The organism is Bifidobacterium tsurumiense, from assembly GCF_000741765.1.
Taxonomy (GTDB): Bacteria; Actinomycetota; Actinomycetes; order Actinomycetales; family Bifidobacteriaceae; genus Bifidobacterium; species Bifidobacterium tsurumiense.
Genome location: NZ_JGZU01000016.1, coordinates 1 through 24,389 on the forward strand (window position 1 = coordinate 1; position 24,389 = coordinate 24,389).

A 24,389-nucleotide genomic window follows, 5' to 3' on the forward strand; every position below is an offset into this window, starting at 1 on the left:
CCGGTCCACGCGGTCGAGGCGTCGTTCATGGCCCCGGCGTCCGTCGTTCGCGTCCAGAACGCGTGCGCGCCCGGTCGACCGCCCGCCGCAACGCGTCCCGGGTCGCGTCGTCCCGGACCCCGCCGTCCGAATCCTTCAGCAAGGCGTCGGCCCGGTCCGCCTTCGCCCTGAGCGACGCCGCCGCGTCCGCCAACGTCTTCGCGTCACGCGACGCCAGCACCGCCGACGCGGCATCCTTCAGCTCCTTCGCGTAACGTCCGTACGCCTCGGTCTGGGAGTCCGCGCGCTCACCATGGGCGGCGAGCAGTTCCGCGGCGGCGTCGGCCGGGCACGCGTCCGCGGCCGGCTCCTCCGGCGTCGAATCCAGAAGCCGGGCGAGTTCCGAGACGCTCGAGGCGTCCTGGACCTGCGAGGCGTCGATCCCCTCCGCGTCCCCGGCCGCCGCGACCGCCTCGGACACCGATTCCCACGCAGCCGATTGGGACGAGACGGCCTCAAGACAGGACGACCTCATCTCCCGCGCGCGTGACGTCTCGACGGCGCGCCAGGCGAACAAGCCGCCCGCCACAAGCGGGATCACGGCAAGCGAGCAGACCCCGGCGACGAGCGCCATCCTGCGCGCCCCTCCCCCGGCGACCGCGTCGCGCGGACCGTCGTCGGGCTCCACGTCAGCGACCGCCTCAAGGGATTCCCCGGCGGGAGACGAGCCGTCCACACGACCGCAGTCGACGGCATCGCGGGCCGGAACGTCCGTCCGGCCCCCATCCGACCCGTAACGGGACGGCATGCCGTCCGGCACGGGAACCGACGACGGATCGTCCCCGTCGCCATCCCACCACCGTTGGGTGGGCTGCAGCATCGGACCGGTCATGCCGCCGTCCCTTCGCCACGCACGACGCCACCCCGGATCACCGCGACGGGGACACGCCATCGGGACGCCCGGCCAGCACGCCGGCGGCACCCGCATTCACCGCGCCCAGCCGCTCCCGCTCGTCGAGATCGGCCCGCAGCCACGCCGGATACTCATGCGCCGCGTACGCGTTCCCGAGCTGGACCGCCCACCCGTCCGACGGGTTCGCGGCACGCAGGGAATCCAGATACCCCTTGAACACGGGCATGTCATCGCCCTGAAGCCAGCTCGCGTACGCCGTCACGGCCCGCAGCCCCGACTGCTCCGCCAACGGGGATATCCGCGCCGCGAGACGATCCAGGAGCTTCGGGACGTCCTGACGGTACGCGGTCTGCATCACCCGGCGCACGTCATACCCCGGGTTCTCCCACGCCTTCGTCACCACACCGTCGACCACCGCGACCGCGTCAGCCACCCGACGGTCACGACCCGGCCCCGCCTCGGACCGGGACGCGACCAGACGGAACGCCGCCCGGTCCATGCCCGGATCGACGACCTTCACCAGCACCGCGTCACGCATGTCCGCACGCCGCGACAACCCCACCAACGCGGGCAGCAACGCCGCGTCCGCGGAAGAGTCCACGCCCGGCACCCACGCGCGCGAACGCAACCCATCCAGAAACGAGAACAACTGATCGACCCGATCGACCATAACGACCTCCGAACCCTCGACGACTTGGACACGGCACCATCATCCGATCCCGACACGCCCGCCGCGGAGGACACCCAACCCGGACCACGACGTGCGCATCGAAGAGGAATAAAAAAACCCGCCCCGTTGAAGGGGCGGGCCTTTTCCGCCGTCCGACCGGAAGGCCGGACGGACACCACCGGCCGGTCGGACGGACGCTTCTCACCGGTCAGGCGCGACCGGCCGTCTTCGCGGTGTGCGCGGCATGGGAGCCGGCGCCGCGACGACGCACGACGACCAGACCGCCGCCGAGCGCGAACAGCACCAGGGCGCCTCCCGCGATCCACATGACCGAGCTACCGGTCGTGGCCAGCAACTTAGAGGTCGCGTTCCAATCATCCGTGTTGGATTCCACGACGGTGTCCTCGCACAGGACCGTGCCGTCGATCTCGACGGTGTTCGGACCGTCCTGACCGCCGGAACCGTCACCCGGGTTGGTGCCGAACGGGTCATCGTCCGACACGGGGCAGGTGACGAGCGGGATGCCGGTGACCTGGGCGCGGTCCGTGTGCCTGTCGGCCGTGAAGCCGGTCAGCGTGCCCCTGACATCCACCGAGTCGCCCGGCCTGAGGACCAGCGTGCCCCAATCCACGGGGTAGACGAGATCGGTGACCTCGCCGTCGCCGACGATCGTCTCGTCCTCCAGCTTCAGGTCGCTGGCCTTGAACCACGCGCCGTTGCCCTCGTCGTCGGTCTTGGACGTGTTGGTGATGGTGAACACGATCACGTCGCCGTCCTTCGCGCCCTCAAGCGCCTCCTGCGGGGTGTCGCGGTCGCCGTCCGGCCAGCCGCTCGTCTCGTCCCACTTCTCGATGGACAGCGACGGGGTCATGTCCGGGGTCTTCGTCCACACGACGTTGGATTCGAGGTCCTTGTCGTTGAAGTGCTCGGTGAACCGGTTCTCGTGCCGGTCCACGACCTTGACGCGCCTGCACTGGATGTACGCGCGCCACGCCTGCTCGTGCGCGGTGTCCGCGCCCGCCAGGGACCGGTACAGGTCGGTGGACTCGATGGTCACCTTGCCGGTCGACTGGTCGATGTTCGCGGTGAACATGTCACCACCCAGCTTCGAGCTGTCGAAGCCGCCGCCGGCGATCATCGCGCCCCTGGCCGCGATCACCTGACCGTCACGGTACAGGTCGCGGGCCGCGTACACGGCCCACTGGCCCGTCAACGCGTCGACCTGCGGATCCAGCTGATCGACGATGCCCCATTCGATGACCTCGGGGTAGGCGCGGTCGGCGGGGATCACGCTGGAGTCGAGCTGGTAGAGGAACGTCGAGTTCAGGTACACGCTCTGGCCGTTCGCGCTGTCGCCGCCGACCTCGACGGTCACGTCCTTGACGGGGTTGATCGGCTTCAACGGGTTCGACACCGTGTTGGTCTGCTTGGACAGGTCGTTGACGATCTGCGTCGCCGTGTTCTCGACCACATACCCATCGGCCGCCTTCACGACCGTATAGGGCAGGACCACGCGGTAGGTCTGGCCGAGCAGCGACTGGTCGATGCTCGGATCCTTCAGCGGATCGTAATCCTCATCGGTCAATTCGGAGTAGGCCTTGAGATCCGAGGGCTGCGGGTCGCCCTTGACGGTCTCGCCCGTCGCAGGGATCCCGGTGTCCACGGTCTTGGCGAACACATAGGCGACGCCGTCCCGGATGGCGACGTTGAACCGGTCGGTCACGTCCTGGCCGGCGGCGTCCAGCACCTCGACGTCCTGCGGGTCGATCTTCAGGTACCCGTCGTCGAAGTCGTCCACGATGCCGGCGCGCCACACCTTGTACGCCTGGTCCCTCTGGGTCAGATCAAGCGAGACGACGTAGTTGCCGGTGTCGCCCATCAGCAGGGTCCTCCCGTCGATGCTGACCGTCGGATCGCCCTGCGCCTCGCTCTGGTTGTCCTCCTTGCCCGGGTTGAAGTCCGGCGGCACGTTGAACACCTCGTTCGACGGGGTCAGCGAGTTGTTCAGGGTCAGCATCCACTGGTTGTTCACCTGGTGGTCGACGGGCGCGTCCTCGCTCACGGTGCCCTCAAAACGAACCTGGATGCGCGGGCTCGAACCGGCACGCCACCGGGCGATCAGCTCCTGGTCGGTCACCGTCAATTGGAACAGATGCTGCTCGTCGTCCCACTCGGTCGAATACTTCGACTTCGCGATGACCTTGCCGTCGCTCAGGTCCATCATCTCGACCGTCTGCTTGTCCGGCTCAAGGCGCTGGTCAAAGCTGTCGGTGAACACGACCTTGCTGACGCCGTAGGCGAGATCCGCGGGCAGGTTCGGCGTGGTCAGCAGCTGGTACTCGACCTTCTGGCCCGGGAACACGGCCTTGCCGTCCACCGACTCCTGCTCGCCGCCCTCGGACGCCTCGGAGAGCACGTCCTTCTCCACCGGCGGGATGTAGCCGCAGATGTACGGCGTGTTCGTCGGCACGCTCTGGCCGTTCACGGTCTCGGAGCCGCTGTTCGTCAGGGTCGTGTCCGACGGGTCCCCGGAGGCGTCCGGGGCCGCGCAGAACGTCAGCTCGCTACCGGGCTCCTTGCTGAAGTCCTCGCGCACCTGCTCGGCGCCCCCGCCGTTGGCGAAGTTGATCCTGCCGGGGATCAGGAGCGTGACCTGCTTCGGGTTCTTCATCCCCTTCAATCCCTTGAGGTAGGAGGCCTTGGCGGTGGCGGTGGCCTTGGTGCCCTGGACGGCGATGTCGAACTGGTCGGTCACGTCCCCGCCGTTGTTGACGATGTCCGCGACGCTGGACTCCGAATCGGACGTGGCGTCGGCCGCGAACACGCGGATCTGATCGGCGCCGGTCGGACCGTCCCAGATGTAGTCCGCGGCGGTCCAGTCGTCGGTCAGGGTCAGCGACTCGGGCACATCGATCAGGCCGGCGTCCACGGTGCCGTTGACCACGCTGGCGACCTCGTCGCCGTCCAGGAACTTATGCGCGTCGCCGCCGGTCGCGTTGGTCTCCTGCGGGTCGATCACCGCGGCCCACCCGCCGTCACCGTCCCTGACGATCCACGACTTGTCCGGATTCGGCTTCCAGGTCGGGAACTCGTGCCGGTCGGTGGTCTGCTCGGGCTCGTCGTTCCACCTGACATAGCCCTGGTCGCCGACCTTGCTGATCTCCGGGTCGGAGACCGTCACCTGGAAGGACAGCTCGAACGTGTGGCTGTCGGGCAGGTCGCCGCCGTTCCACGTCGCGGTCAGGTGATCCCCCGCGGGAGTCTGGCCGTTCTGCGTGCTGAACGTGAAGCTGCCGGTGATGTCCTCGCCGGCGGTCTTGTCGGTCACCTTCAGATCGGAGACCGTGTAGGTCTGTCCGTCGGGGGTGAAACGGTCGCCGATCGTCATCTTCGTGCCGCCCTTGCCGGTGCCCGTCGAGATCACGGTCCTGTTGGTCATCGAATCGGCGCTCACGCCCTCCTCGATGCCCTTGGCCGGAGGCTCCGGCGGAACCACGGTCGGCGGCTCGTTCTCACCCAAGACGATCACGATCACGCTCTTGTTGGCCGGATCGTTCGCGGTCTCACGCGCGACCAGAGAATCGATGCTGGTCACGCCATCATTGAACAGGGCTGCGGTGTTGTACGCCACACCGTTGCGGTAATAGGTACCGGGCTGAACGTACTGGGTATAGGGTTGCAACCACTGCGCCTGCGTCGCGCCCATGGCGGCGCCGGTGAAGCTGCTGGACGGCGTGATGCTGTGAACATACCCCACGCCGACCAGACGGCACTCCTGGTTGCCGCGCGCCTGGCACTCGGACACGGCGCTGGTCAGGGCCTGCCGGATAGGAGTATCGGGATTGTTGGCGCCGATGGGGCCGATCCAGATGCCCGGCGTCGCCTCGTTCATCGCGGCCTTGACGTTATCGACCGTGGGGGCGCCGTAGTCTTCCTTATAGGTCCAGGCGAGCTCGGCGTCACCGCCCATACCCACGGAGCCCGAACCGGAACCCGCGCCACCCGACTGGGCCATCGCGGGAGCCGCGAGCATCCCCATGGCGGCCACGGCCACGACGGCCGCACGCACGCACGACTTCAACAATCGCGCCACACCGCCGGACCCGCGTCCGGCGCCATTGTGACGCATGGAAGGATCATCAAAACTCATATGATCTTTCTCCTCATCATCATTCTTGCCATGACCCCGTCCCGATTCACATGGCCGCCGGGACCCCGAAGGGCCCCGGCGTTGCGCTGTCTCGGAGAAAGAGGTCAATCGCCCGGCCGGCCCGGACGACGGAACCATTGAAAAACACGACACGCCGATAACGCGGAGGACAAAAGACAAGGAGAATCACACCGAAAAACCGAAACACCGAAAAGAACGACGGAAAAGCGAGGAGGCCGTCGATTCAAGATCAACGGCCTCCTTAAGCGATCAACGCACCGAATCATCCGATCGGGGCAATACTGGCCAGGAACACAGGAACCAATAGGTTTCTGACCGACGCCAAGTTCCAGATCGCCACCGCTGGAGCTATTGACGGAGCTACCGCCTGAAGACCCGCCTGATGAACCGGAGTAGCTGGGCGTGTAGGACTGCTGCGGGACGTAGGACCCGCCACCTGAATACGACGGCGTGTACGACTGCTGGGCGGCCTGCGCCTCGGCGGCCGCATCCGCGTCCTGCTTCGCCTTGATCGAGTCGTTCACCGCTGTGGTGGCCTGATCGATCGCCTGGCCGGCGGCGCGCAAATCATCCACGGTGACCTCATCGCCGCCCAGAAGCGTGTTCGCCTGGTCGATGGCCTTCCGCAGGGCATCGCGGACCGCATTGTCCTGGACCCTGCCGTCCGAATCCGCCAGCAATGCGTCCGCTTGGTCCGTCTTCGTTTGGAGAGAGGTTTTCGCGTCCGCCAGAATCTTCGCGTCACGCGACCGAAGCACCGCCGACACCGCGGCGTCCAAGGCGGAGGAGCGTGCGCGGACCATGTCCATGGCCGCCTCGATGCCGTCCGAGGCACGGTCGGGATGCAGGTCGAACCAGGAGACCTCGCAGGCCGGGACCCCCACCTCCAGTCGCGCGTCATCAGCCGCGGCGGCGAGGGCGGTCACGGCATCGGGGTCCTCGACCTGATCCGCGGTGACCGACAACGCCTCCCTCACGTCGCCGCCATCCACCGCCGACGCCAGACCGTCGGCCAGTTCCAGCACGCCGGAACGCGAGGCCCCACACGATTCCATCGCACCACGCACACGGACGGCCTGCCAGACGGCAAGGCCCGCCGACACGACGGCGAGCACGCAGACGACCGCCACGACGACCATCCACATGCGCACTCGACGCGGCCTGCGCGATCCCGACCCCTCCGGGCCTGCCGGGACGTCGGTCCGGTCCGCCCATCCCGACACGGCGTTCACGGCCCATCCGGGCGCCTGGATCGGCCGGCCGCGATGGTTGCCGGCGTCGCGGTCCGTGTTGTTCGCGGGATCGAACACCCAAACCCGCTTCCCGTTCTCGTTCCTGCCCATAGTCCACACTCTCCTTGATCCACTACCAAAATACCGATATACCGAAACACCGACACCGCCCGCCAGACGGCATGTTTCCGCCATGGAATACCCCTTCACCGATTTACCGGAATACCGAAACACCGTTTCCGTTTTCTTACCGAAGGCCGTCCACGTACGCCCGGAGTGCCGCGTCCACGACCTCCTGCAGGCTCATGTCATGGTCGAGCGCGTACCGTTTCGCCCGCCGCCTGGTCTCGCGTCGCATGCTCACGCTCGTCTTGACCCACTCCGACGCCGGCTCCCCGCGGAACACGTCATCCAACGACCCGGCCGAGCCCATCCTCGCGGCCGGCTTGTACGCCTGCATGTTCCTCATCGCGCGACCTCCAGGATCTCCCCGGTACGCCCGCGCGTACTCCCACAGCTTCACCGGACGCGCCCCCATGCACCGCTTGATGTCCTGGCGTTTGCGCACCACCGCGTCGAACCGGGGCGTGCCCTCGCCGTCCAGGGCGGCGATCGTCTCCATGCACGCCGTGGTCCTCGGCTCGGCCCTGACGACCAGCACGGCCTTCGGCACGCCCTGCGGGATCGCGGCCATCGTCGCCCACGCCTGCTGCAGGTCCAGGGGACTGTCCGACGCGGGCACGACCACGAAATCAGCGCACCGGACCGCCGCCTCCAACACCGGGCCCTGCGGGGGCGCGTCCACCACGGCCAGCCCATGCAAGCGCGCGGCCGACGAACCACGCAGACGACGCAGCGTGCTCAGGTTCGCCGGACACACGTCGAAGCCCAACGGGTCGCCGTGCTCGTCGGCCATATCCCTCCACAGGCTCGCGCTGGCCTGCACGTCCGCGTCCAGCAGCAGCGCGCCATCCATGTCGTCCACGGCCAGCCCATGCGCCGCGCACAAATACACGGCCGTCGTGGTCTTGGCCACACCGCCCTTCGCGTTCGCCACGGTCACGATCATGATTCACTCCTTTACCTATCTACCTAAATACCGAAAGAACGAAATACCGAAAAGGAACGGGACGGGACCCGCCCCGGACCGCGATCAACGGCCCTCTCCCGTCCGCCGGCGGCGGACGGCGAATAAGCCGGCCGGAGCCAGGGCGAACGCCGCCCACACGGGCAGACGCTTCCGCGACCAGCCACGACAGGCCGCCCGCCACCAGGCACGGCAGAGCGCACACCGCGAGCAGGCACGGCATGAACTCCGAAGCGGGGACGAGACGACGAAGAAGACGACGCATCACACCCTCCCCTCAGATGTCCAGCTCGCCCTGACGGTCCAAGGGAGGCTTCGTCGGACGGAACCCCTCACGCACGCAGCGTTCCATGCCGGCGCGCTCCTTGCGCCGCTGACGACGGCGCTTGGCCTGACGGTCGGCGGTCTCCGCGTCCCTCGCGGCCTCGATCAGCTCCTGATGGGACTTCAGCCAACGAGTCAGCCCATGCAACGCCTTCGTCCCGCCGTCCGACATGTCCACGCCGCCGTCGGACGCCATGCAACGCAGCCGGCGACGGGCCCGCAGCGGCAGACCGCCACGGATCCCGACCTGCTCCCGACGCACGATCGCGTCCGCAAGACACTCCGCACGCACCGGACACTTCTCGCAGATCCTGATGCCCGCGGACACCAGCACCTTCCGATCGCCCGCCGACGCCGACGACCCATTGTCCAGCCCCCACATCAGATCCGCCCACTCCACGGGGAACCGTTCGCACAAGGCACGCTCGTCGATCATCTCGTCACCTCGATCCCGGAATCCATCGCACCGGCGAACATGCGTCCGCCGCGCGAGGCCCTGATCCTTTCCAAGCGTTCCCGATTCCGCCGCCTGTCCTCCGCGGAGTCCTTCAGGATCGAGCACAGGCGTTTCAGCGCCTCGCCCCCGCCCATCCCGTCATTGAGCCACCCGGCGACCGTGTCTCCCGCTTCTCTCCGGTGCACGTAGCTCGGCTCCACGGCCACCGCGTCCGACGAATCCACGATCGCGGCCACATGCGAGCACGACGCCGAATGCGCGTGCGCTTCTGCCGGAAGGCCGGCGGCGGGCCGCACCGGCCCGGTCCCGGCGTCCCGCCGGGCGGAGAGCGTCGCGTCGTCGGCGAGCTTGTCCCAATTCGACTCCACGAGTGCGACCGGTACGGATCAGCCTGGGCCACCAGGAGCCCTCGAACGCCGATCCCAGCACCATGAGGACCGCACCGGACGGGTCCCGGGAACCCCGGTCACGGAGACGCTTCAGCAGACGCGCGACGGCCCTCCCGTCCGTCTTCGACGGTTCCCGGACCGACAGCCCGAGACCGCGGCGGAGACGCACGAGCCCGTCCAGCACCCGACCAGCCTCGCACGCCATCCCGTCGTCCGCCGTCCCCTCGCCGGGGGTCGCCCCGCCGGCGGCGGGGAGATGCCCCGAAGGGGCAGAGGGGTTATTGGTTAATCCTGATGGTTCCTCTGATGGTTGTTCCTTATATGAGGGGTGCATCTCGTGCACCCCTGGACGTGCATTTAATGCACCTCTGGACGTGCATCTCGTGCACCCCTGGCCCTCGTTTTCCAGACGTGCATTTAATGCACCTCTGGATTCCGCGGGATCGGGCACGTCCTCGGAACCGTCCGTTTCGCCGCCCTTGTCGTCCGTTCCGGCGGGCACGTCGGCCTCATCGGCCAGGTCCGTCCGGTCGTCCACCGGATCCGTGTCCCGTTCGCCGACGCGGTCGACATACGACAGCACCTCGGGATCCTCGTCCACGGCCAGATCCCATACGACCTGCGCGTACTGCTCCGGCCGGACCCTGCCGTTCGGCAGCAGACGCGCGAGCCGCTGGTCGCCGCGACGGATGAACCGCGGGATTCGAGCAGCCGCAACGCGTTGATGACCGCGCGCCGCTTGAACTCCACGACCGAGCAGATCGTGTCGATCTTCGGACGCGCGCCCGTCCCGTCCGGCTGCGCCTTGTCCGCCAGATACAGCAGCACCGCCTTCGCGGTCCCGTTGCCCACATGGCACCGCTGCGCCCACGCCGAAGCCTGCCAGCTCATGACGCACCCCCACGGACCATGCGGAAAAGAAACCCGACCAGCCGCGCCACCAGGCCCGCGAGAACGACCAGCAGCCGCAACGCCACGCAGACCAGCGGCCACAGCACGCCAATCACGGCGCACGTCATCAGCAAGGCGACCAACACCACCGCATCACCAGCCATCACACGCCTCCCTCCAACACGGGACGCGACGCGTCCCTCCCGGTCTCACGCAACCCCAACGGGGTCATGTCCGCGTCACGGCGACCATAGTCGCGCGCCGCGTTGCTGACGGTCACCGCACGGAAACGCACCGGCCTGTCGTCCAACGTCAGCGTCGCCTCGAACGCGTCGAGCTGACGGTCGCGCGCCAGGACCAGCTCACGGCCCGCCTCATGCGTCGCCTCCCCGCCGTCCCCGATGGCGTCGAAACGTTCGCCGATACGCCGTTGGAACGACAGGTAGTAGCCGTTCCTCCAGGACGCGGGCGAGGGACGCCAGCCGGACTGGCGCGCGTACTCGTTCAACGCCCTGCGCCAGCCGGAGGCTCGCCGCAACTCCATCGACGTCCACAACGCCTCGCACAAACGAACGTCCGTCTCGACGCCGTAGAACGTGACCGACACGGGCACCGTCACGTTGTTACGCGCCCGATACCCCGACCAATACGTGCGGCAACGGTTCGCCCTGGCGACGATCTCCGCGAGGCCCACACGGAACCGGTTCACCGGCTCACGCCGCTCGAACCGGACGGTCCGTTCGACCACCGGCTCACATCCGCGCGTATCCTCATGCAGCATCCACTCGTTCACCGCGTACCTGTCCATCAGACGCTTCGCACGCTCGAACGCCAGCATCGCCTCGTTCTCCGCCGCCGCCGGATCCTCCGCCAACGCCAACAGCCTACGGACCTGCTCCAGCACGCGTTCCAGATCCTTGTCGGCCATCACAAGCCTCCCCTCCGCGGACCGGTACCGGCCGGACGCCGGTCGGCCCCCATCAGCATCACCCTCACACGCGCCACGAGACGCTGCGGCATCCCGACCATCGCCGACACATACAGGTCCTGAGACCCGTCCATGGGAGCGGACAAGATCAGCCGCCGCTGCGAAACAGTCAACCGAGACAGATTCATTCCGCACCACTTTCCGCCGCAGGAGCGACCGACAGGCCGAGAAGGCTCTCCACGTCACGCATCTCGCTGGACGGCGCTTCCAGCTCCCGCTCGAAAGCGGTGGGTCTGTTCGACAACGCAACCATGATCCTCGAAAACTCATCCGCCGAATCGGCGGAACCATCCGCCGGAACGCCGACGGAGACATGATCCGGATGCGTTCGCATCCACGTGTCGCCGAACCGTTCCAACCGGGAACGCGTCTCGAAAGAGTTCCGCACGCGATACGCGGTACGTTCGATCCGCTTGTAGCCGATCAGGCTGGACGGCAGACCCGCGTACCTGAACACCTTCGCGGGTCCATCGCCCGCATCTAGGCACGCAAGCAGGTGAACAAGGAAATCAGGCTCATAGCAAAGACGGAAATTGCCGCGAGAGCACCGCGTCACCTCGCTGACCGCGGGAGAGGCGGCAATCAGACGCATACGCTCGGTATCAAGCCTCACCATCACGCATCCCCCTGGTTCTGGCATCGTCCCGAAGGATGCATCAGCACAGCCGCAACATCCGGGCGGTGAAGCATCCGGACCGCATCCTCAAGACGGTCGACGCACTCCGCCGCCCCCAGGGCGCGTTCACTCCTGTCCCTCACAAAACGGGCCGCGTCAGTCACCCCACGCTCGTAGGCGGCGGCGACGATCTCGCCGACCGTCAACGACGCCGGTATCAAACACGCGATACCCTCGATACGGGAAACCATAATTCCCGCAAGGGCCTTCGACTCCTTCATCGCATATCACCTTCCATGAAAGACTTCTGACCCACCGACGGAGCCAAAGCGGCATCAGCGGCGGAAGCCCCGCACAAGGAGATCCGCACGCCGACAGCCCGGACCGACTTCTCCAACACGTCAATCGCGCGCAGAGCCGCGGTGTCCACGGCCACCAAAGCGGTCACACACCGGAGGATCCCCGCATACGCTTCACGAAGCCCACTCATCGAACCCCCCATCCGAAAGACTCCACTCCGAAAAATCCATGGCCGCTCGATAATTCATCACGCACCACGCCGTCATGACCACGGAAACCACGACGCAGCAGGAAAAGACGATCACCGTCGCCAGCAAGGGCAGCGGGAACAGGAAAGCAATCATCAAAACCATCAAGGCCGCGACCACGACCACCATCGCCATGTCGAGATACCTCGACGCACGCGAACGCCAATACTCGGACTCGGAATGGCAACCTGTCCTCCGCGCCTCCGGCGTGTCGCGTTTTATGGTTAAATCATGAACCTCACAGGTTCGTCGCGCTAATGCGTTTACACTGGACAATGTGAACCTCCAAACTCTGGACAGTGCACGCGATCCAAGGGGACGGCAATCCCGGACCGCGAACGGTGGTTTGCAAGCCCGGCCCCGACGGCAATCAGGGCCGGGCACTTTTTTCACCCGCCGGCAACCTCCTCTCCCGCGAAACGGACATGTTCGCGATATCGTTCATCGCGACAGGAAGCATAGAATGATTGGCATGGACCTGCCGACGTTGACCATGGTGTCGCGAATGATATGGGAACAACACGATCACGAAACACGGTTTCGATGGAGAACCGTGTGCCGCGGTGTGGAATTCGAAGCGTTCTACGATGGCGAGCCCAATCGTCGGGATGAACGAGGACGATATGGGGAGCTCATCGTCACCCAGGTCAACGTTCTCGTGATTGATCCGGTCACGGGCAAACGCCAAAAGCCTTGGTCGCATACATATCGTGTACGAAAGAACCGCACAACCGGCATGCTGTTCTCCTACTCCAATCTCGGAGACGATTACGAAGACCTGCGGAGCCTGTTGCGAATCGGGTACGACAAGCACGGGACATGGCATGTGGGGGATTTTCTCAGCCTCATCGAACGTGGGGTCCAACGCGTCCCCGGCGAATGGGGAAGATGCCGAATCGCCACGGCGGCAGACATACCCTCCAGCCATCGTGCGGACATCGAAGAGGCCGACAAAATCCGTTTCGTCGGCTTTCGCGACAATCGACGGAGACACGAGATGCAATCGCCGGCCAACAGGGACAAGACCATCCGTCTGTGCGGGAATGTCGTCCAGCGATTCTGCGAACGCAACGGCCTCTCTACGAGATGGACCTCCGGAACGCCAAACAATATTCCGTGTACATGGGAGGAATGCGAAAAGGAAACGGTCACACATTTCTAGTCTCTTTCGATGGAGTATCCGGGCGAAGTCCGTCCGGCCCGCATGCCGTCTCCTCGTTTCTAAGCCTGACGGCGATGGACTCCAGCAAATCCACGACCCGGTCAAAGTCCTCCACCATGATGTAGTAATCATCAACACTTGCCGAGCCGGCCCCGTGGTACCAAGAAGCGGTATCCTTGACCATGCGAATGGCAATTCCAAGACGAGCCGACAGCGGAAAGGCATTGTCCGGCATCGCATGACCGACCTCCATAGCCCGGCGACGCTCATCCTCGCCGATCTCGGGAAAAACGAGACGGGAATCCACCGCTGCCATCACATCACCCCCAACTGCTGGCCCGACTTGGAAGGAAGACCAAGCACGAAATCCGAGGAAAGCCCGTAATGATCGTTCAGCCAACGCAGGTCATCCTCCTGCCACTTCGTCTGACCATTGATCTTCTTGCACAAACCCGAAGGAGACTGACACATGGCCGCAGCGAGCCGACGATACGACAATCCTTGCGACCGCATCCACTCCTTCATCGACATAAGTAACTCCAATCACGTAGCTTTATTAGTTCATTAGTTCATCTGTTGACTGTTAAGATACACTATAGGGTTTCTTTTGCGTTAACGCAAATCGACGTGATAACATTTTGTCTATATCGAATCAACAAATAGATGTCAGGAGAATCGTGACTAGTGCAGACATCGCAATGACTCAATCAGACTTGGATGCTGAATATATGGAGCGAGTTGTGTCCTGGAACGTAAAAATGCTCCTTACCGCTTACGGGAAGTCACAAACAGCTTTGGCCGAGGCATTGGGCATTCAAAGAGCAGCCATGTCCAAGAAAATCAAAGGGGTAAATTCATGGTCACTCTCTGATTTGGTAAAGACCGCTCGTTTTCTGGACACAAAAACAGAGACATTAATGGACGATTCCCTGATGCGCCGGATGGGGGTGGCGGATACGAAGAAGGCCGCCTCCGAAGAGGCGGCCTCCGATGGGCTCCTGCGGCTGGGCTTGAACCAGCGACCGTCCGATTAACAGTCGGATGCTCTGCCAACTGAGCTACGCAGGAATACTGCTGTGCGCCTCACTTTGCTAGGTGCTGTGCACAAGATGAATATAATACACACAAACCACATGGATGCAACTTGCGGCGTGTTGGATGTGTCGAAGTTTTCATTCCGCAGTCGCAAACTCTTTCAAACGCATCTCCAAACGCACGATACGAGGAGTAAAATCGGGGGTATGAGAGAGCAAGCCCAAATGAACTGGGATCAAGAGCAAATCAATCAGCAAGATGGCGCACAGAACGTTGATGTTTCAACGCCAACTCTCCCAGATCACAATTCGCTGGAACATATGATTTCCAAATACCAACAACGAGAATCCGAAAAAGTCACATATGCGGGCCAATCTGATGCGGACTGGCCTATACGAGTTCGTAAATTCGTGCCACAAAAATTCAGACAAGAAACAATCACTGATTCATGGAAGACCACAGGCTGGTCAACCCTTGGACTAGTTGTGATCCCTGCAGTAATCGTATATTTCTTCCCTAATCCAAGCCTGATCTTCTTTTGGGTTTTGCTAATCCTCATGTACATCTGGATATTGTTCCAAAGCTGGTCTACGACACTGCGGGATATTAGAAAACTCTCCCTGGCAAGGGAGGGTTATGTCATAGGCAGAAAGGAAATCTTGAATGCCTATCGCAACCAGGGCTTACGTCAAATAGCACTGCTCCCCTCTACGCTTGCGTTGTCGTCCCGTGATGGCGGCGAGGACGGCTGGTACGAAGAGTCGTATCCTGTGCATTCATTCTGGTTCTATGACGACGGCCAAAAACACTCTTATGTGCTCTTTTGGCGCAATGTTGACTATTACGATCGTGCAGGTGATCCAAAAGATTTTTATCAGGTAGCGAGTGATCTCAACAACAGTGAGGTTATGAACGGGCGCGAATATCGAAAAAGAATGAAAGCTGAACTCGAAAAGCGGAGGAAAAAATCAATAACTGAGAAGACAGATGATTTGCGTAAGAGCTTGGGGAAGTTCGGCTCGCGCATGAATACACTGCCCGCAGAGCAAGTTGCGAGTATGCTGCGAGATTTTGATGGCACTGATATCCGCATGCAGCCCTGCGTACTGGAAATAGAAGGCCTGAAGGCTCGACTGATACTGGATCCCAATGCCCCGAAGCTTTCGCATTCACAAGCGCATGTGGATGCCAATATCCGTCCTGGCGGCAAGTATCCGACTCGCTTAATGGATACGTTTTCTCCTCAGGAACAGCGTGAGGAATGGAAACGAGCTCAACGACATCGGGATGCGCCTTTATATCAATGGTAAGGAACATACCGTGCCATGTTTGGCCCTGTGTCAGCCGCTACAAGAATTGAGTTCTTGTCGCGGCTATTCGGCGTATTTTCATACATCTTGAGTTATGTAACAACTATGCGCTCATTTTGGCTGGAGTGTTCTTGTATATGAAAAATCCATATCTGAGATTCAACCGTGGATCTGCTCAAATCCGTCCTCGTATGACAATTTGTGTATCTGTGGACTTTGTATGATTTACCGGAATTCGATATTCATGCGTCCAGTAATCCTCCGACCACATCTTCATGATTCATCGATAATACGCTTCTCGTAACGCAATGATTGGGGTACACATGTGTAGCCCTTGATCGAACTCAACGAGGAGCTTAGCGATGCGTAATGCTGTCGAAAAGAACATGAAGGCATGGCGACGAAAAGTCTGGCAAATGTTGCGCCGATTGGAAGAACGGCGGGAATCTATCGCCAAATTGATATGCGTTATGCTGCTTATGATCTGCTCTTCGGCGGCAATAACCGTTGCTTCGCCACTGTTTGTGCAACATGCTCAAGCTGTAAATGCACATTTGGGATGCCGTGCGTTGATGGTGTGGCCTGTGCAGAATCCAAAGGTCATTGCACCGTTCGATAAGCCTGAACAACCTTGGTTAGCGGGTCATCGAGGGGTGGATTTGAGCGTCGCAGACAATAAGGACATAAGGGCCCCTGACGATGGGGTTATTCGATTCGTGGGGATTGTGGCAGGCAAAAGCGTGGTTTCGATTCAACATACAGCGGTGATATCAACATTTGAACCTGCGACAACACCGTTATCCGTTGGAGATCCAGTCACACGGGGACAAATCATCGCATATGCAGAAGGAGAATCGGACCATTGCTCCGACCAATGCATCCATTGGGGTGTACGCAATGGGAAGCAGCAATATCTTGATCCGGAATCCTTGACGGCTCGGCGAACAGTCGTGCTCAAACCTGTGCGCTTTTATGCAATAAACGACCATTCCTCTGTGCTTGGAAAGGCTGCATTCAGCAGCATGCTTGCAGAATAAACGATATTGTCAGCAAAAGGATAGCCGTTATTTGCACCGAATCACGGAGTACCTGAGACAAAATCGCGATGGTTCGACCGGAAACTGCAATCGTCATATTCCAAAGATGCCGAGATAAAGCCTCATAAGATCTGATCGAGACACACTCACATGCTGATCTTGGTCAAAGGCATTGCGGAATCGATGGGAAAATCAGGCGCAGACGGCGCAACGCCGGCTTCTACGAGATTCACTCCGAGCATGGCGACCATTGCCCCGTTATCGGTGCACAGTTTGATTTGTGGAATGCGGACTTCAACTCCGCAACGTTCGCCCTCTTCAAGCAACTTCGCACGCAACTGCGAATTAGCAGAGAAACCGCCACCAACGATAAGCGATTTCGAGCCATATTGCTCACAACCAAGCATCGCTTTGCGTGCAAGCACACTGGCAACCGAATCAGCAAGAGATGCGCACACATCATCCACAGGGATCTCAAGACCAACATCCTGGCGCTCTTCAATCCAACGCGCCACTGCTGTTTTCACTCCTGAAAAGCTGAAATCATAAGGATGTTCACGACCTGCACGGCCTTGTGTCAATCCTTGTGGCACCTTGATGGCAGTGGGATCTCCCTGTTGTGCATGCCTATCAATATGAGGGCCACCTGGATACGGGAAGCCAAGCAGACGAGCAACTTTATCGAAGCATTCGCCTGCAGCATCGTCAAGCGTCGTGCCTACCACGTCAATTTGTTTTGCCACGTCACCCACATGCAATAGCGAGGTATGGCCTCCGGAAACGATAAGCGCAAGCGTATCTTTGGGGAAATCGCCGAATTGCAATTGAGTCACGGCAATATGCCCTATGACGTGGTTGATGCCATACAACGGTTTGCCCGCCGCCCACGCCAAGGATTTGGCGCCTGAAACACCCACGGCCAGACAACCGGCGAGGCCTGGCCCTGCCGAAACGGCGATGGCGTCGACGTCCGCAAGTTCCATATGGGCATCGGCAAGCGCCTTGGATACCACGGGAACGAAAGATTGGGCATGCGCCCTGGAAGCAATCTCCGGAATCACTCCACCATAACGAGCATGCTCATCCATCGAGGATGCCACGACATTGGACAGCAATTCGCGGCCGCGTACTATGGCGGCTGCCGTTTCGTCACAGGTTGATTCAATGCCAAGCACTATTGGTTCAGTCATCATTCCTCGTCAATTCTTCGGGTTAGTCCTAAAGTCCGCGTTGGTCTGTCAAGCAATGCGGTCAATTATTTGATTCGTTGTCGTATTTTGGATCCGGGCTATCCGGTGCATTGATATGGTGTTCAGTCTTTTGGTGCGGGGATTCAAATCCCGTAGGCCGCCTATCAATATCCAAAGCCATCGTGTAGGCGTCTACACCTTCAGGTTGGTAATACCTCTTGCGTAGGCCCAGTCTTGAGAAACCGAAACGTTCATACATATTCAACGCGGCTTCGTTATCCACTCGCACCTCGAGCAGTATGCGATGCGCGCCTTGCTGTGAGGCTTTGTCGATAATCCAACGCATCATTCGCGAGGCGATGCCCTGACGTTGCATATCAGCGCGTACTCCGATGGTCATGATTTCCGCGTCATCTCCATCGAACCAGTATCCTGCATATCCTTGGATATCTGCGGGATTGATGATATCCGTTTTGTCGCTTTCATCTGTGGAGACATCCATCACGTAGTTGCGTGCCGGTGCGAGCAATTCTTCACGCACCATCATCTCGCTCCAAGCCCCGTTTGCGAATAGCTCCTGCTCCAAATGCGCTATGCCCCTGACAGCAACTTCCCTATTGTCGTCATTCACTTCAACCAGCATTACGCATCCTTGGTGGCGCCGCCATGGTGCAGCACATGTTTTAACGGATTGGGGACAGATACATCCGGGCGGCGCAGATACAATGGCTCAACTGATGATTGGGGATTCGTGACAGCGCTGCTGTAAGCACACCGAGCGAACAATATGGCTCCTGCAGATCCAGCGTCGAAAATGCCACTCTCAATGATATGTTCTATATTGCGGATGTTTTCCCATGCTGTGCGGTATTTCTCGGCTCCATGACCTATCACGCTCACCGAGACCGGTTGTTGAGCATCATTGGACAGCTCGTCAATGAGCCCATTAATCCGTTCGGCCAAGTGTTCTGGGTAGTCAATATCCATGTCCATCAGCACAGTTCCGGTCTGTGGATCGGTTTCGTCTATCGAAGAGTTCTCCTCAACGACCAGGGCATATACCTGTTTGCGGCGAGCATCGTTTATGGAAACCGTGATATGACGATTGTGATGATCTTCGCTATTCAAAGGCGTGATATGATCTAGCAATTCAGCCTTATCCAATAGTGAGCCATGTCGTTTCACATCGAGCATTACTGCCTGTGCCGAGAGAATGTCCTGGCCAAACAAGTCAGCGCTGGTTGCCATGTGCAACGCTTTTGCAGCGACTATCCCTGCACGTAAGCCAGTGAACGGTGCTGGGCCAACGCCGACGACGATTCGTTGAATATCGTTCGGTTTCAAATGTGCTTCCTGCACGGCACGAGCAATATTGACTTGAAGGCGTTCGACATGAGTGCGCGAGTCGCTCTCGATAATGGGGTCGCAGCCTTCCACAGCTACCGCGGAACCATATGCCGTGTCGATTATCAAAGTTGCGGGCTCATTAGCCGGCTCAAATGCCATCGTTTCCTCCTGACTGCGACGGAATAATACTACCCCAAGGCGTGGTTTCATTCGTCCATGAGCATGGTTCTGCCGCGCATAACAAGAGAATCGCGGCATGGAACCGCAATCGCTGGTACCTGAGTCAGGAGCGAATCACTATGAGGCAATCTATTCCGTCCAGGACCAGTCTCGCCCGGCCCATGACGAACCAACTGGTCGGAGCGTGACTATTCTTTCCCCCTCTTCGCTGAGCTCATTGGAGCCATGATGAGTATTCGGTCTGGCGATCTGCACTTCAAGCCGTTCAGAGGCGAGCGCAGAGGCCATCTGCTCGCCCCATTCCATCAGAATAACCGTATTGGATCCTGGTGATTCCAGTTCTTCGTCCAGCCCCAAGGATTCCAATTCATCGAGCAAACGATCGATATTGTTCTGACCCGGCGCGAAGTCTGTGCCTCCAAGGCGGTATGCATCGACGTGGATGAGATGGGCTGCGTCGCCGTTCTTGAACCTGCCGTCGAGTTCCCTGGCAATGGTGAATGTCGGAGAGACGATAGGTTCATCGATGTCGAGACCGGATCCGAAACCTTGGGCCAAAGTCGTTTTACCCGCACCAAGCGGACCAGATAATAGGATGACATCACCGCCCCGTGTCATTGCGGCAAGCCGCCTGCCCAATTGACGCATGGCTTCATCGGTGGGGATATGCATTTTGATATCGCTCATTCCCAGTCCTTTCCCCAATATTGAAATTCTGAAATCATGGACAATCACATCCCTTTGCCTTTGTGCGTGATGAATTCAATGGATCGCTCAAGGGCGTACACTGGGTCTCCCCCATTGCTTTTGCACTGTTCATCAGCCCAGGCCAAGGTTTGGAAGCACAGGGAAAGGCCTTCAGAAGTCCATCCTCGCAACTGCCTCGTGGCAATTCTCATCATCCACGGCGCCATCTTGGCTTCGTTTTCGGTCAATGCTCCTGATTGCACCGCTGCAGCCTTGGCAACATTGCGCAATTTCATAGCCAATGCTCCTATGAGCGCGATTGGGCTGACCCCTTGTTCGACGGCTGATCTCATTGCGATGATCGCTTGACTGGTATTTCCTGCCAACGCTTTGTCTGCGACAGCAAAACTGGTGACCTGAGGATTGGAAGTGAGATATTGATCCACTCTGTCCAGACTGATGGGGTCATCGTCAAAGTCAAAGCACAGCTGTGAGCACATTGCAGCAAGCTCTCCTGTGCTGTTGCCCAAAACCGCCACTAGCTGTTGCGCGGCATCTGGTGCAACACGTCTGCCGAGTTGTTCAAAACAGCCCAGAGTGAAGTTCAGCTTTGCCTGATCGGTTTTGAGGTCGGGAATCTCTTCTGAAACGGCTCCTGCCTGTTCGAGTGGCTTGAGAATCTCCTTTTTCTTTTTCTGCCCTTCAAACTGAGCTATGACAATACTATTGTCCTGTGGCTCTTTCTTTGCTTCCCGACAAAATCTCACCATGGAGTCCACTAGTCGCTCATCGGATCCTTGAAGATTGCGTATTATTACGATGGCAGTATCGCTGAGCAATGACGGACTCACTGCTTCGTCGAAGGCATACTGATCAATCTCGGAGGCATCCAGTTCCATCACTTCGGTCTCTGGCCTGGCTTTGAGTGCTTGGTCTCGGAGAAGCCGAACCTGAAGATTGCTGAGGTATGCATCTCCTCCGACAAACACGGTGAATGGTTGAAGTGATGTACGCGCCATGATATTCAATCTCGCCGTATCGTTGGACAATTCTCCTGGTATCGATCAGAGGGAATCTTGTCCAACATGGCAATAGTGTCAACAAACCATTGTCGTATCGATTGACCAAGAGATCGGTGAAATACAGCTCCATACCGTATTCCATACCTTCGATGGAATGAAGAACGCATATGACGAGTTCCGAACCAACAAGCGGCAGCGATCAGTAGCTCTATTGCAATAACCAGCGCAAACCCGACAATTCCACTCGGCCATGGCATCACAGAGTTATTACCTCCCAGCAGTGCCGCACACCAATCCATAACCGCGGTTCCGCAACTGGAAATCCATGCGAAAGGGAACGCGAGCGTTGTGCTCATAGGCGCAATGCACATGGCGATCAATCCAGACATGGTGGCGATATCCACTACCGGATTGACCAAGAGATTGGCATACAGGGATAACACAGGAATCTGTGCTTTCATCAATACCTGAAGAGGCAGGGTGAAAAGCATCGCAGAAAGACTCACGGCTAGCGCATTGGACAACGCATCCGGCAGTTGAAGTGCAAACCATCTAGCGAATGACGGCGCACATATGACGATGCCGAATACTGCGGCACAAGACAATGCGAATCCGAAACTTTGAGATTTAGAAGGGTCGCTTATCAAAATGATCGCTATCGTCCATCCCAGCGCATTGAGCGGCTTCGGAGGTCTCCCGAACCACACGGCAGAGGCGTGGAAGACCATCATGATCAGTGCGCGCAATACCGAGTCGGATGGATACATCGCGACCGCCAATCCTGCGCATGCGAGCATGATGAGCACTGCGACCGCCTTGTGGTGCATACGGAATGTGGCGCAAACTTTGCGGACGAGCTGGGCGATGAGGAGGAAATGGCCTCCGGACACTGCCATAAGATGCATGATGCCCGCGCGGATAAATCGAGTGTCCAATGCCTTGGCGTAGGCGGGGTCGACAGGAGCGGTGTCGGAAATATGCTGACTGCCGACGAGCCCCATGGTCAATCCGGGAACCAGCACTCGCCCTTGATCATCCAATCGAACGCATGTTCGAAACAATGATTCGCGCATGGCATGGATCGCCCGGTGCATCATATCTGGCGGCTTGAGCATTTCGATTCCTCGATCCTCGTCGAGAACCAGCCAAACAGGAATCGCGCCATATTTGGCATCTTGTATTGTGCCTGCTCCAGACATGACAGTCCCTTCTACCAATTGAGAACATACTGATTCGTGCGCGAATACCCGCACCTTGATGCTGCTCAATTGATCGATACCTCCATCGGAGATGGTGATGAGCTGCGCATCGGATTGGCATCGTGCTTCACGCATGGTCGAGACTATTGCAGGAGTGATCACGCGCCATTGCGCATATATCGTGGTCGCGTTGTGTGCAAGCAAGCTGGCAGGGTCGTGTGCTTGCCGGTATGCGACATTCCATGTTGCGACAGCAGCAAGGAGCACGGTACATGAACATACGGCTATGGTCGAAGGCAATGATGTCCGAACATGTGCTGCTCTTGCACGAATCGTCATGAAAATCACCGTTGCCACGATGCACAAAAGAGCAAGCCAAACAAAAGAGACAATGCCCACGTCGGTTTCTGGAGAAGTCAAGGAAGCAGTATCGGAGCGTTGAGCGCTTGGACCCACTTGGCCAGATACACGGTGAAACACCCAGAAGGTCGATAAGCATGAAAGCCACATACATATCGCCACAATGACAATGCGCCAATCCGCGTACACGGTGCCCCCATGCTGGTGATGCTTGTCTGACGAGATTTCTTTTTCGACTGGAAGTGCATCAGCACCGCTCATGTGACGCAGAACTTGCACCGAGGAAACCGGACCTGTCATGACACGCGTACCTGAGGGCGTATTTTCTCTAAGGTCTTCGCACCTATGCCCTTGATCTCCAACAGTTGATCCACACTGGAAAACCTGCCGATCCGTGAACGATACGAGATAATATTCGCAGCCGTTACAGGTCCAACTCCATTGAGTGCTTCAAGTTGCTCACTTGAGGCGGTATTCAAATCTAATAGTGAGGAATCGATTGGTTCCTGAAGATTATTCTGGATATCGGCATTACCGTTATCGGACAACTGTTCGTCGGATTGTGCGGATTGCGGATCCTTCGGTTCAGCATCAGAATCGTTGTCGAGTTTGTTATCTGTTTCGTCATTATCTGAAGCGATCGAATCATCTCCAATAACGACCGATTTTCCGCTATCCGTATTTGTTGAATGTCCCCCATTCTGCTTATCGGTTGACACAGTGTAGTGAGATTGCGCAGCGACGTAATTCATCGACTGCTTTATGAGCATGGTCAGGCTCGCACATAACGCGACCGACAATATCAGAACCACTGTCAATGCATGGACCGGAGAATAGTGAAATCTCTTGGATTTCTTCATGGCGTCATATTGGGCGTCCGGATTCATGTCATCCCTACGTACCATGCACAGTTTGGCCAGAGTTCGTGTCGATCGTTTATTGGTTTCAATATCGTTGCATTGTGATGAGTCCTGTTCGTGTTGAAGATTCGATTCAAGACTCGATACATGGGCGATATCCGACTCTGTAGTCAGGTCACTGAGCTGGCTTACAGAGCGCTCGCGATCAAGTGATGCACTTTGAAAATCAATGATTGTTGCCGAAGCACGCCGTCTTGCCTGTGCCAAGTCATAGCGATTAGGTGGACTGTTCGCTGTGCGCATTTCCGAGCCAATGCTTTCAATAGATTGAAGCTGCGTGGGCGGGCTCTCCGTGCCAGATGCTCTGCCCTGCATATCTTTGCCGGATAACAAGCCAAGGCGTTTTGTGGTGCTTAACAACGATTTCTTGGCTGACCGCATATGAAGCGGCTCATAATGAACTTGCATGGTCATGCTTCAACTCTTGCAAAACCGGAAAGCAAACCTAGATGTATTGCATCAATGTGGTCGGAGGATTAGCATGAGGCATCCATGGCGATGCTTGGCTGTTTTGGACGAATTGCTCTGAACAAAGAGCTGCACGATTCGCTTCGATTCCAACGATATGGACACGTCGTTGGAATACGTCAAACACATGGTGCGTATGGCTTGATCACTATGCCACCATACTGTTGAACTGCCGACTGCTTTCAACACCCCTCTCGATTGCATGTG

Annotated in this window: 27 protein-coding genes and 1 tRNA gene; 5 read left to right on the forward strand and 23 right to left on the reverse strand. The window is 59.3% G+C overall.

Annotated features, from left to right (window positions below):
- Positions 1 to 25: 25 nt before the first annotated feature.
- From BITS_RS08770 to BITS_RS07450, 13 genes are all read right to left on the reverse strand, one after another.
- The gene (locus BITS_RS08770; protein WP_052366681.1) at positions 26 to 871 is read right to left on the reverse strand and encodes a hypothetical protein; all 846 of its coding nucleotides are present in this window, start codon (positions 869 to 871) and stop codon (positions 26 to 28) included.
- Between the two features lie 37 nt (positions 872 to 908).
- Complete coding sequence (locus BITS_RS07400; protein WP_026642196.1) at positions 909 to 1,562, reverse strand: hypothetical protein; 654 nt, start codon at positions 1,560 to 1,562, stop codon at positions 909 to 911.
- A gap of 208 nt (positions 1,563 to 1,770) precedes the next feature.
- A complete protein-coding gene (locus BITS_RS07405) occupies positions 1,771 to 5,712 on the reverse strand; it encodes an LPXTG cell wall anchor domain-containing protein (protein WP_238556573.1) in 3,942 nt (1,313 codons plus the stop codon).
- A gap of 104 nt (positions 5,713 to 5,816) precedes the next feature.
- Positions 5,817 to 7,076 carry an FIVAR domain-containing protein gene (locus BITS_RS09120; protein WP_044259727.1) on the reverse strand — a complete coding sequence of 420 codons (1,260 nt, stop codon included), beginning with the start codon at positions 7,074 to 7,076 and terminating at the stop codon, positions 5,817 to 5,819.
- Positions 7,077 to 7,212: 136 nt separating this feature from the next.
- A complete protein-coding gene (locus BITS_RS07415; protein WP_156097487.1) occupies positions 7,213 to 8,034 on the reverse strand; it encodes a ParA family protein in 822 nt (273 codons plus the stop codon).
- A gap of 295 nt (positions 8,035 to 8,329) precedes the next feature.
- On the reverse strand, positions 8,330 to 8,812 hold the full coding sequence (locus BITS_RS07420) for a WhiB family transcriptional regulator (protein ID WP_051264346.1): 483 nt from the start codon (positions 8,810 to 8,812) through the stop codon (positions 8,330 to 8,332).
- On the reverse strand, positions 8,809 to 9,201 hold the full coding sequence (locus BITS_RS09125; protein ID WP_156097488.1) for a hypothetical protein: 393 nt from the start codon (positions 9,199 to 9,201) through the stop codon (positions 8,809 to 8,811). The genes BITS_RS07420 and BITS_RS09125 overlap by 4 nt, the downstream gene beginning before the upstream one ends.
- 438 nt (positions 9,202 to 9,639) lie before the next feature.
- On the reverse strand, positions 9,640 to 10,113 hold the full coding sequence (locus BITS_RS09770) for a helix-turn-helix domain-containing protein (protein WP_156097489.1): 474 nt from the start codon (positions 10,111 to 10,113) through the stop codon (positions 9,640 to 9,642).
- On the reverse strand, positions 10,110 to 10,277 hold the full coding sequence (locus BITS_RS09135) for a hypothetical protein (RefSeq protein WP_155804630.1): 168 nt from the start codon (positions 10,275 to 10,277) through the stop codon (positions 10,110 to 10,112). The genes BITS_RS09770 and BITS_RS09135 overlap by 4 nt, the downstream gene beginning before the upstream one ends.
- Positions 10,277 to 11,041 (reverse strand): DUF2786 domain-containing protein, encoded by a 765-nt coding sequence (locus tag BITS_RS07430; RefSeq protein WP_051264344.1) that lies wholly within the window; start codon positions 11,039 to 11,041, stop codon positions 10,277 to 10,279. The genes BITS_RS09135 and BITS_RS07430 overlap by 1 nt, the downstream gene beginning before the upstream one ends.
- Before the next feature lie 184 nt (positions 11,042 to 11,225).
- Positions 11,226 to 11,717: a hypothetical protein gene (locus BITS_RS09265; protein WP_026642189.1), complete on the reverse strand. Its 492-nt coding sequence runs from the start codon at positions 11,715 to 11,717 to the stop codon at positions 11,226 to 11,228.
- Positions 11,717 to 11,998 (reverse strand): hypothetical protein, encoded by a 282-nt coding sequence (locus BITS_RS07445; protein ID WP_026642188.1) that lies wholly within the window; start codon positions 11,996 to 11,998, stop codon positions 11,717 to 11,719. The genes BITS_RS09265 and BITS_RS07445 overlap by 1 nt, the downstream gene beginning before the upstream one ends.
- Complete coding sequence (locus tag BITS_RS07450) at positions 11,995 to 12,207, reverse strand: hypothetical protein (protein ID WP_152571202.1); 213 nt, start codon at positions 12,205 to 12,207, stop codon at positions 11,995 to 11,997. The genes BITS_RS07445 and BITS_RS07450 overlap by 4 nt, the downstream gene beginning before the upstream one ends.
- A 74-nt stretch (positions 12,208 to 12,281) precedes the next feature.
- On the opposite strand from BITS_RS07450, the gene BITS_RS09270 reads away from it, so the two are divergent.
- Positions 12,282 to 12,500, forward strand: coding sequence for a hypothetical protein (locus tag BITS_RS09270; protein ID WP_026642186.1), 219 nt, complete (start codon positions 12,282 to 12,284; stop codon positions 12,498 to 12,500).
- Between the two features lie 237 nt (positions 12,501 to 12,737).
- The gene (locus BITS_RS08775; protein ID WP_152571200.1) at positions 12,738 to 13,427 is read left to right on the forward strand and encodes a DUF6037 family protein; all 690 of its coding nucleotides are present in this window, start codon (positions 12,738 to 12,740) and stop codon (positions 13,425 to 13,427) included.
- Here BITS_RS08775 and BITS_RS07465 read toward each other — a convergent pair.
- A complete protein-coding gene (locus tag BITS_RS07465) occupies positions 13,414 to 13,743 on the reverse strand; it encodes a hypothetical protein (protein WP_026642184.1) in 330 nt (109 codons plus the stop codon). The genes BITS_RS08775 and BITS_RS07465 overlap by 14 nt on opposite strands.
- Positions 13,743 to 13,940: an XRE family transcriptional regulator gene (locus BITS_RS07470; RefSeq protein ID WP_238556574.1), complete on the reverse strand. Its 198-nt coding sequence runs from the start codon at positions 13,938 to 13,940 to the stop codon at positions 13,743 to 13,745. Before BITS_RS07470 ends, BITS_RS07465 begins: the two co-directional genes overlap by 1 nt.
- 215 nt (positions 13,941 to 14,155) lie before the next feature.
- Here BITS_RS07470 and BITS_RS09005 point away from each other — a divergent pair, with 215 nt between their 5' ends.
- A complete protein-coding gene (locus BITS_RS09005; protein ID WP_274518368.1) occupies positions 14,156 to 14,461 on the forward strand; it encodes a helix-turn-helix transcriptional regulator in 306 nt (101 codons plus the stop codon).
- Here the strand turns inward: BITS_RS09005 and BITS_RS07475 are convergent.
- Positions 14,423 to 14,495: transfer RNA gene (locus BITS_RS07475), tRNA-Asn, on the reverse strand. The two genes, BITS_RS09005 and BITS_RS07475, sit on opposite strands and share 39 nt — an antisense overlap.
- Before the next feature lie 173 nt (positions 14,496 to 14,668).
- On the opposite strand from BITS_RS07475, the gene BITS_RS07480 reads away from it, so the two are divergent.
- The gene (locus BITS_RS07480; RefSeq protein WP_152571199.1) at positions 14,669 to 15,772 is read left to right on the forward strand and encodes a hypothetical protein; all 1,104 of its coding nucleotides are present in this window, start codon (positions 14,669 to 14,671) and stop codon (positions 15,770 to 15,772) included.
- Positions 15,773 to 16,134: 362 nt separating this feature from the next.
- Positions 16,135 to 16,809 (forward strand): M23 family metallopeptidase, encoded by a 675-nt coding sequence (locus BITS_RS09010; protein WP_081693527.1) that lies wholly within the window; start codon positions 16,135 to 16,137, stop codon positions 16,807 to 16,809.
- A gap of 146 nt (positions 16,810 to 16,955) precedes the next feature.
- Here the strand turns inward: BITS_RS09010 and tsaD are convergent, their stop codons facing one another.
- The 7 genes from tsaD to BITS_RS08780 form a co-directional block, all read right to left on the reverse strand.
- Positions 16,956 to 17,999, reverse strand: coding sequence for a tRNA (adenosine(37)-N6)-threonylcarbamoyltransferase complex transferase subunit TsaD (tsaD, locus tag BITS_RS07490; protein WP_026642181.1), 1,044 nt, complete (start codon positions 17,997 to 17,999; stop codon positions 16,956 to 16,958).
- 61 nt (positions 18,000 to 18,060) lie between these two features.
- Positions 18,061 to 18,642: a ribosomal protein S18-alanine N-acetyltransferase gene (rimI, locus tag BITS_RS07495; protein ID WP_034533895.1), complete on the reverse strand. Its 582-nt coding sequence runs from the start codon at positions 18,640 to 18,642 to the stop codon at positions 18,061 to 18,063.
- The gene (gene tsaB / locus BITS_RS07500; protein ID WP_026642180.1) at positions 18,642 to 19,505 is read right to left on the reverse strand and encodes a tRNA (adenosine(37)-N6)-threonylcarbamoyltransferase complex dimerization subunit type 1 TsaB; all 864 of its coding nucleotides are present in this window, start codon (positions 19,503 to 19,505) and stop codon (positions 18,642 to 18,644) included. The genes rimI and tsaB overlap by 1 nt, the downstream gene beginning before the upstream one ends.
- Positions 19,506 to 19,655: 150 nt before the next feature.
- A complete protein-coding gene (tsaE, locus tag BITS_RS07505; RefSeq protein ID WP_026642179.1) occupies positions 19,656 to 20,213 on the reverse strand; it encodes a tRNA (adenosine(37)-N6)-threonylcarbamoyltransferase complex ATPase subunit type 1 TsaE in 558 nt (185 codons plus the stop codon).
- A 44-nt stretch (positions 20,214 to 20,257) separates the two neighbouring features.
- Positions 20,258 to 21,232: a DNA polymerase III subunit delta gene (holA, locus tag BITS_RS07510; protein WP_026642178.1), complete on the reverse strand. Its 975-nt coding sequence runs from the start codon at positions 21,230 to 21,232 to the stop codon at positions 20,258 to 20,260.
- A gap of 5 nt (positions 21,233 to 21,237) precedes the next feature.
- Positions 21,238 to 23,094 (reverse strand): ComEC/Rec2 family competence protein, encoded by a 1,857-nt coding sequence (locus tag BITS_RS07515; protein WP_051264343.1) that lies wholly within the window; start codon positions 23,092 to 23,094, stop codon positions 21,238 to 21,240.
- Positions 23,091 to 23,957 (reverse strand): ComEA family DNA-binding protein, encoded by an 867-nt coding sequence (locus BITS_RS08780; RefSeq protein WP_162141989.1) that lies wholly within the window; start codon positions 23,955 to 23,957, stop codon positions 23,091 to 23,093. The genes BITS_RS07515 and BITS_RS08780 overlap by 4 nt, the downstream gene beginning before the upstream one ends.
- Between the last annotated feature and the right edge of the window lie 432 nt (positions 23,958 to 24,389).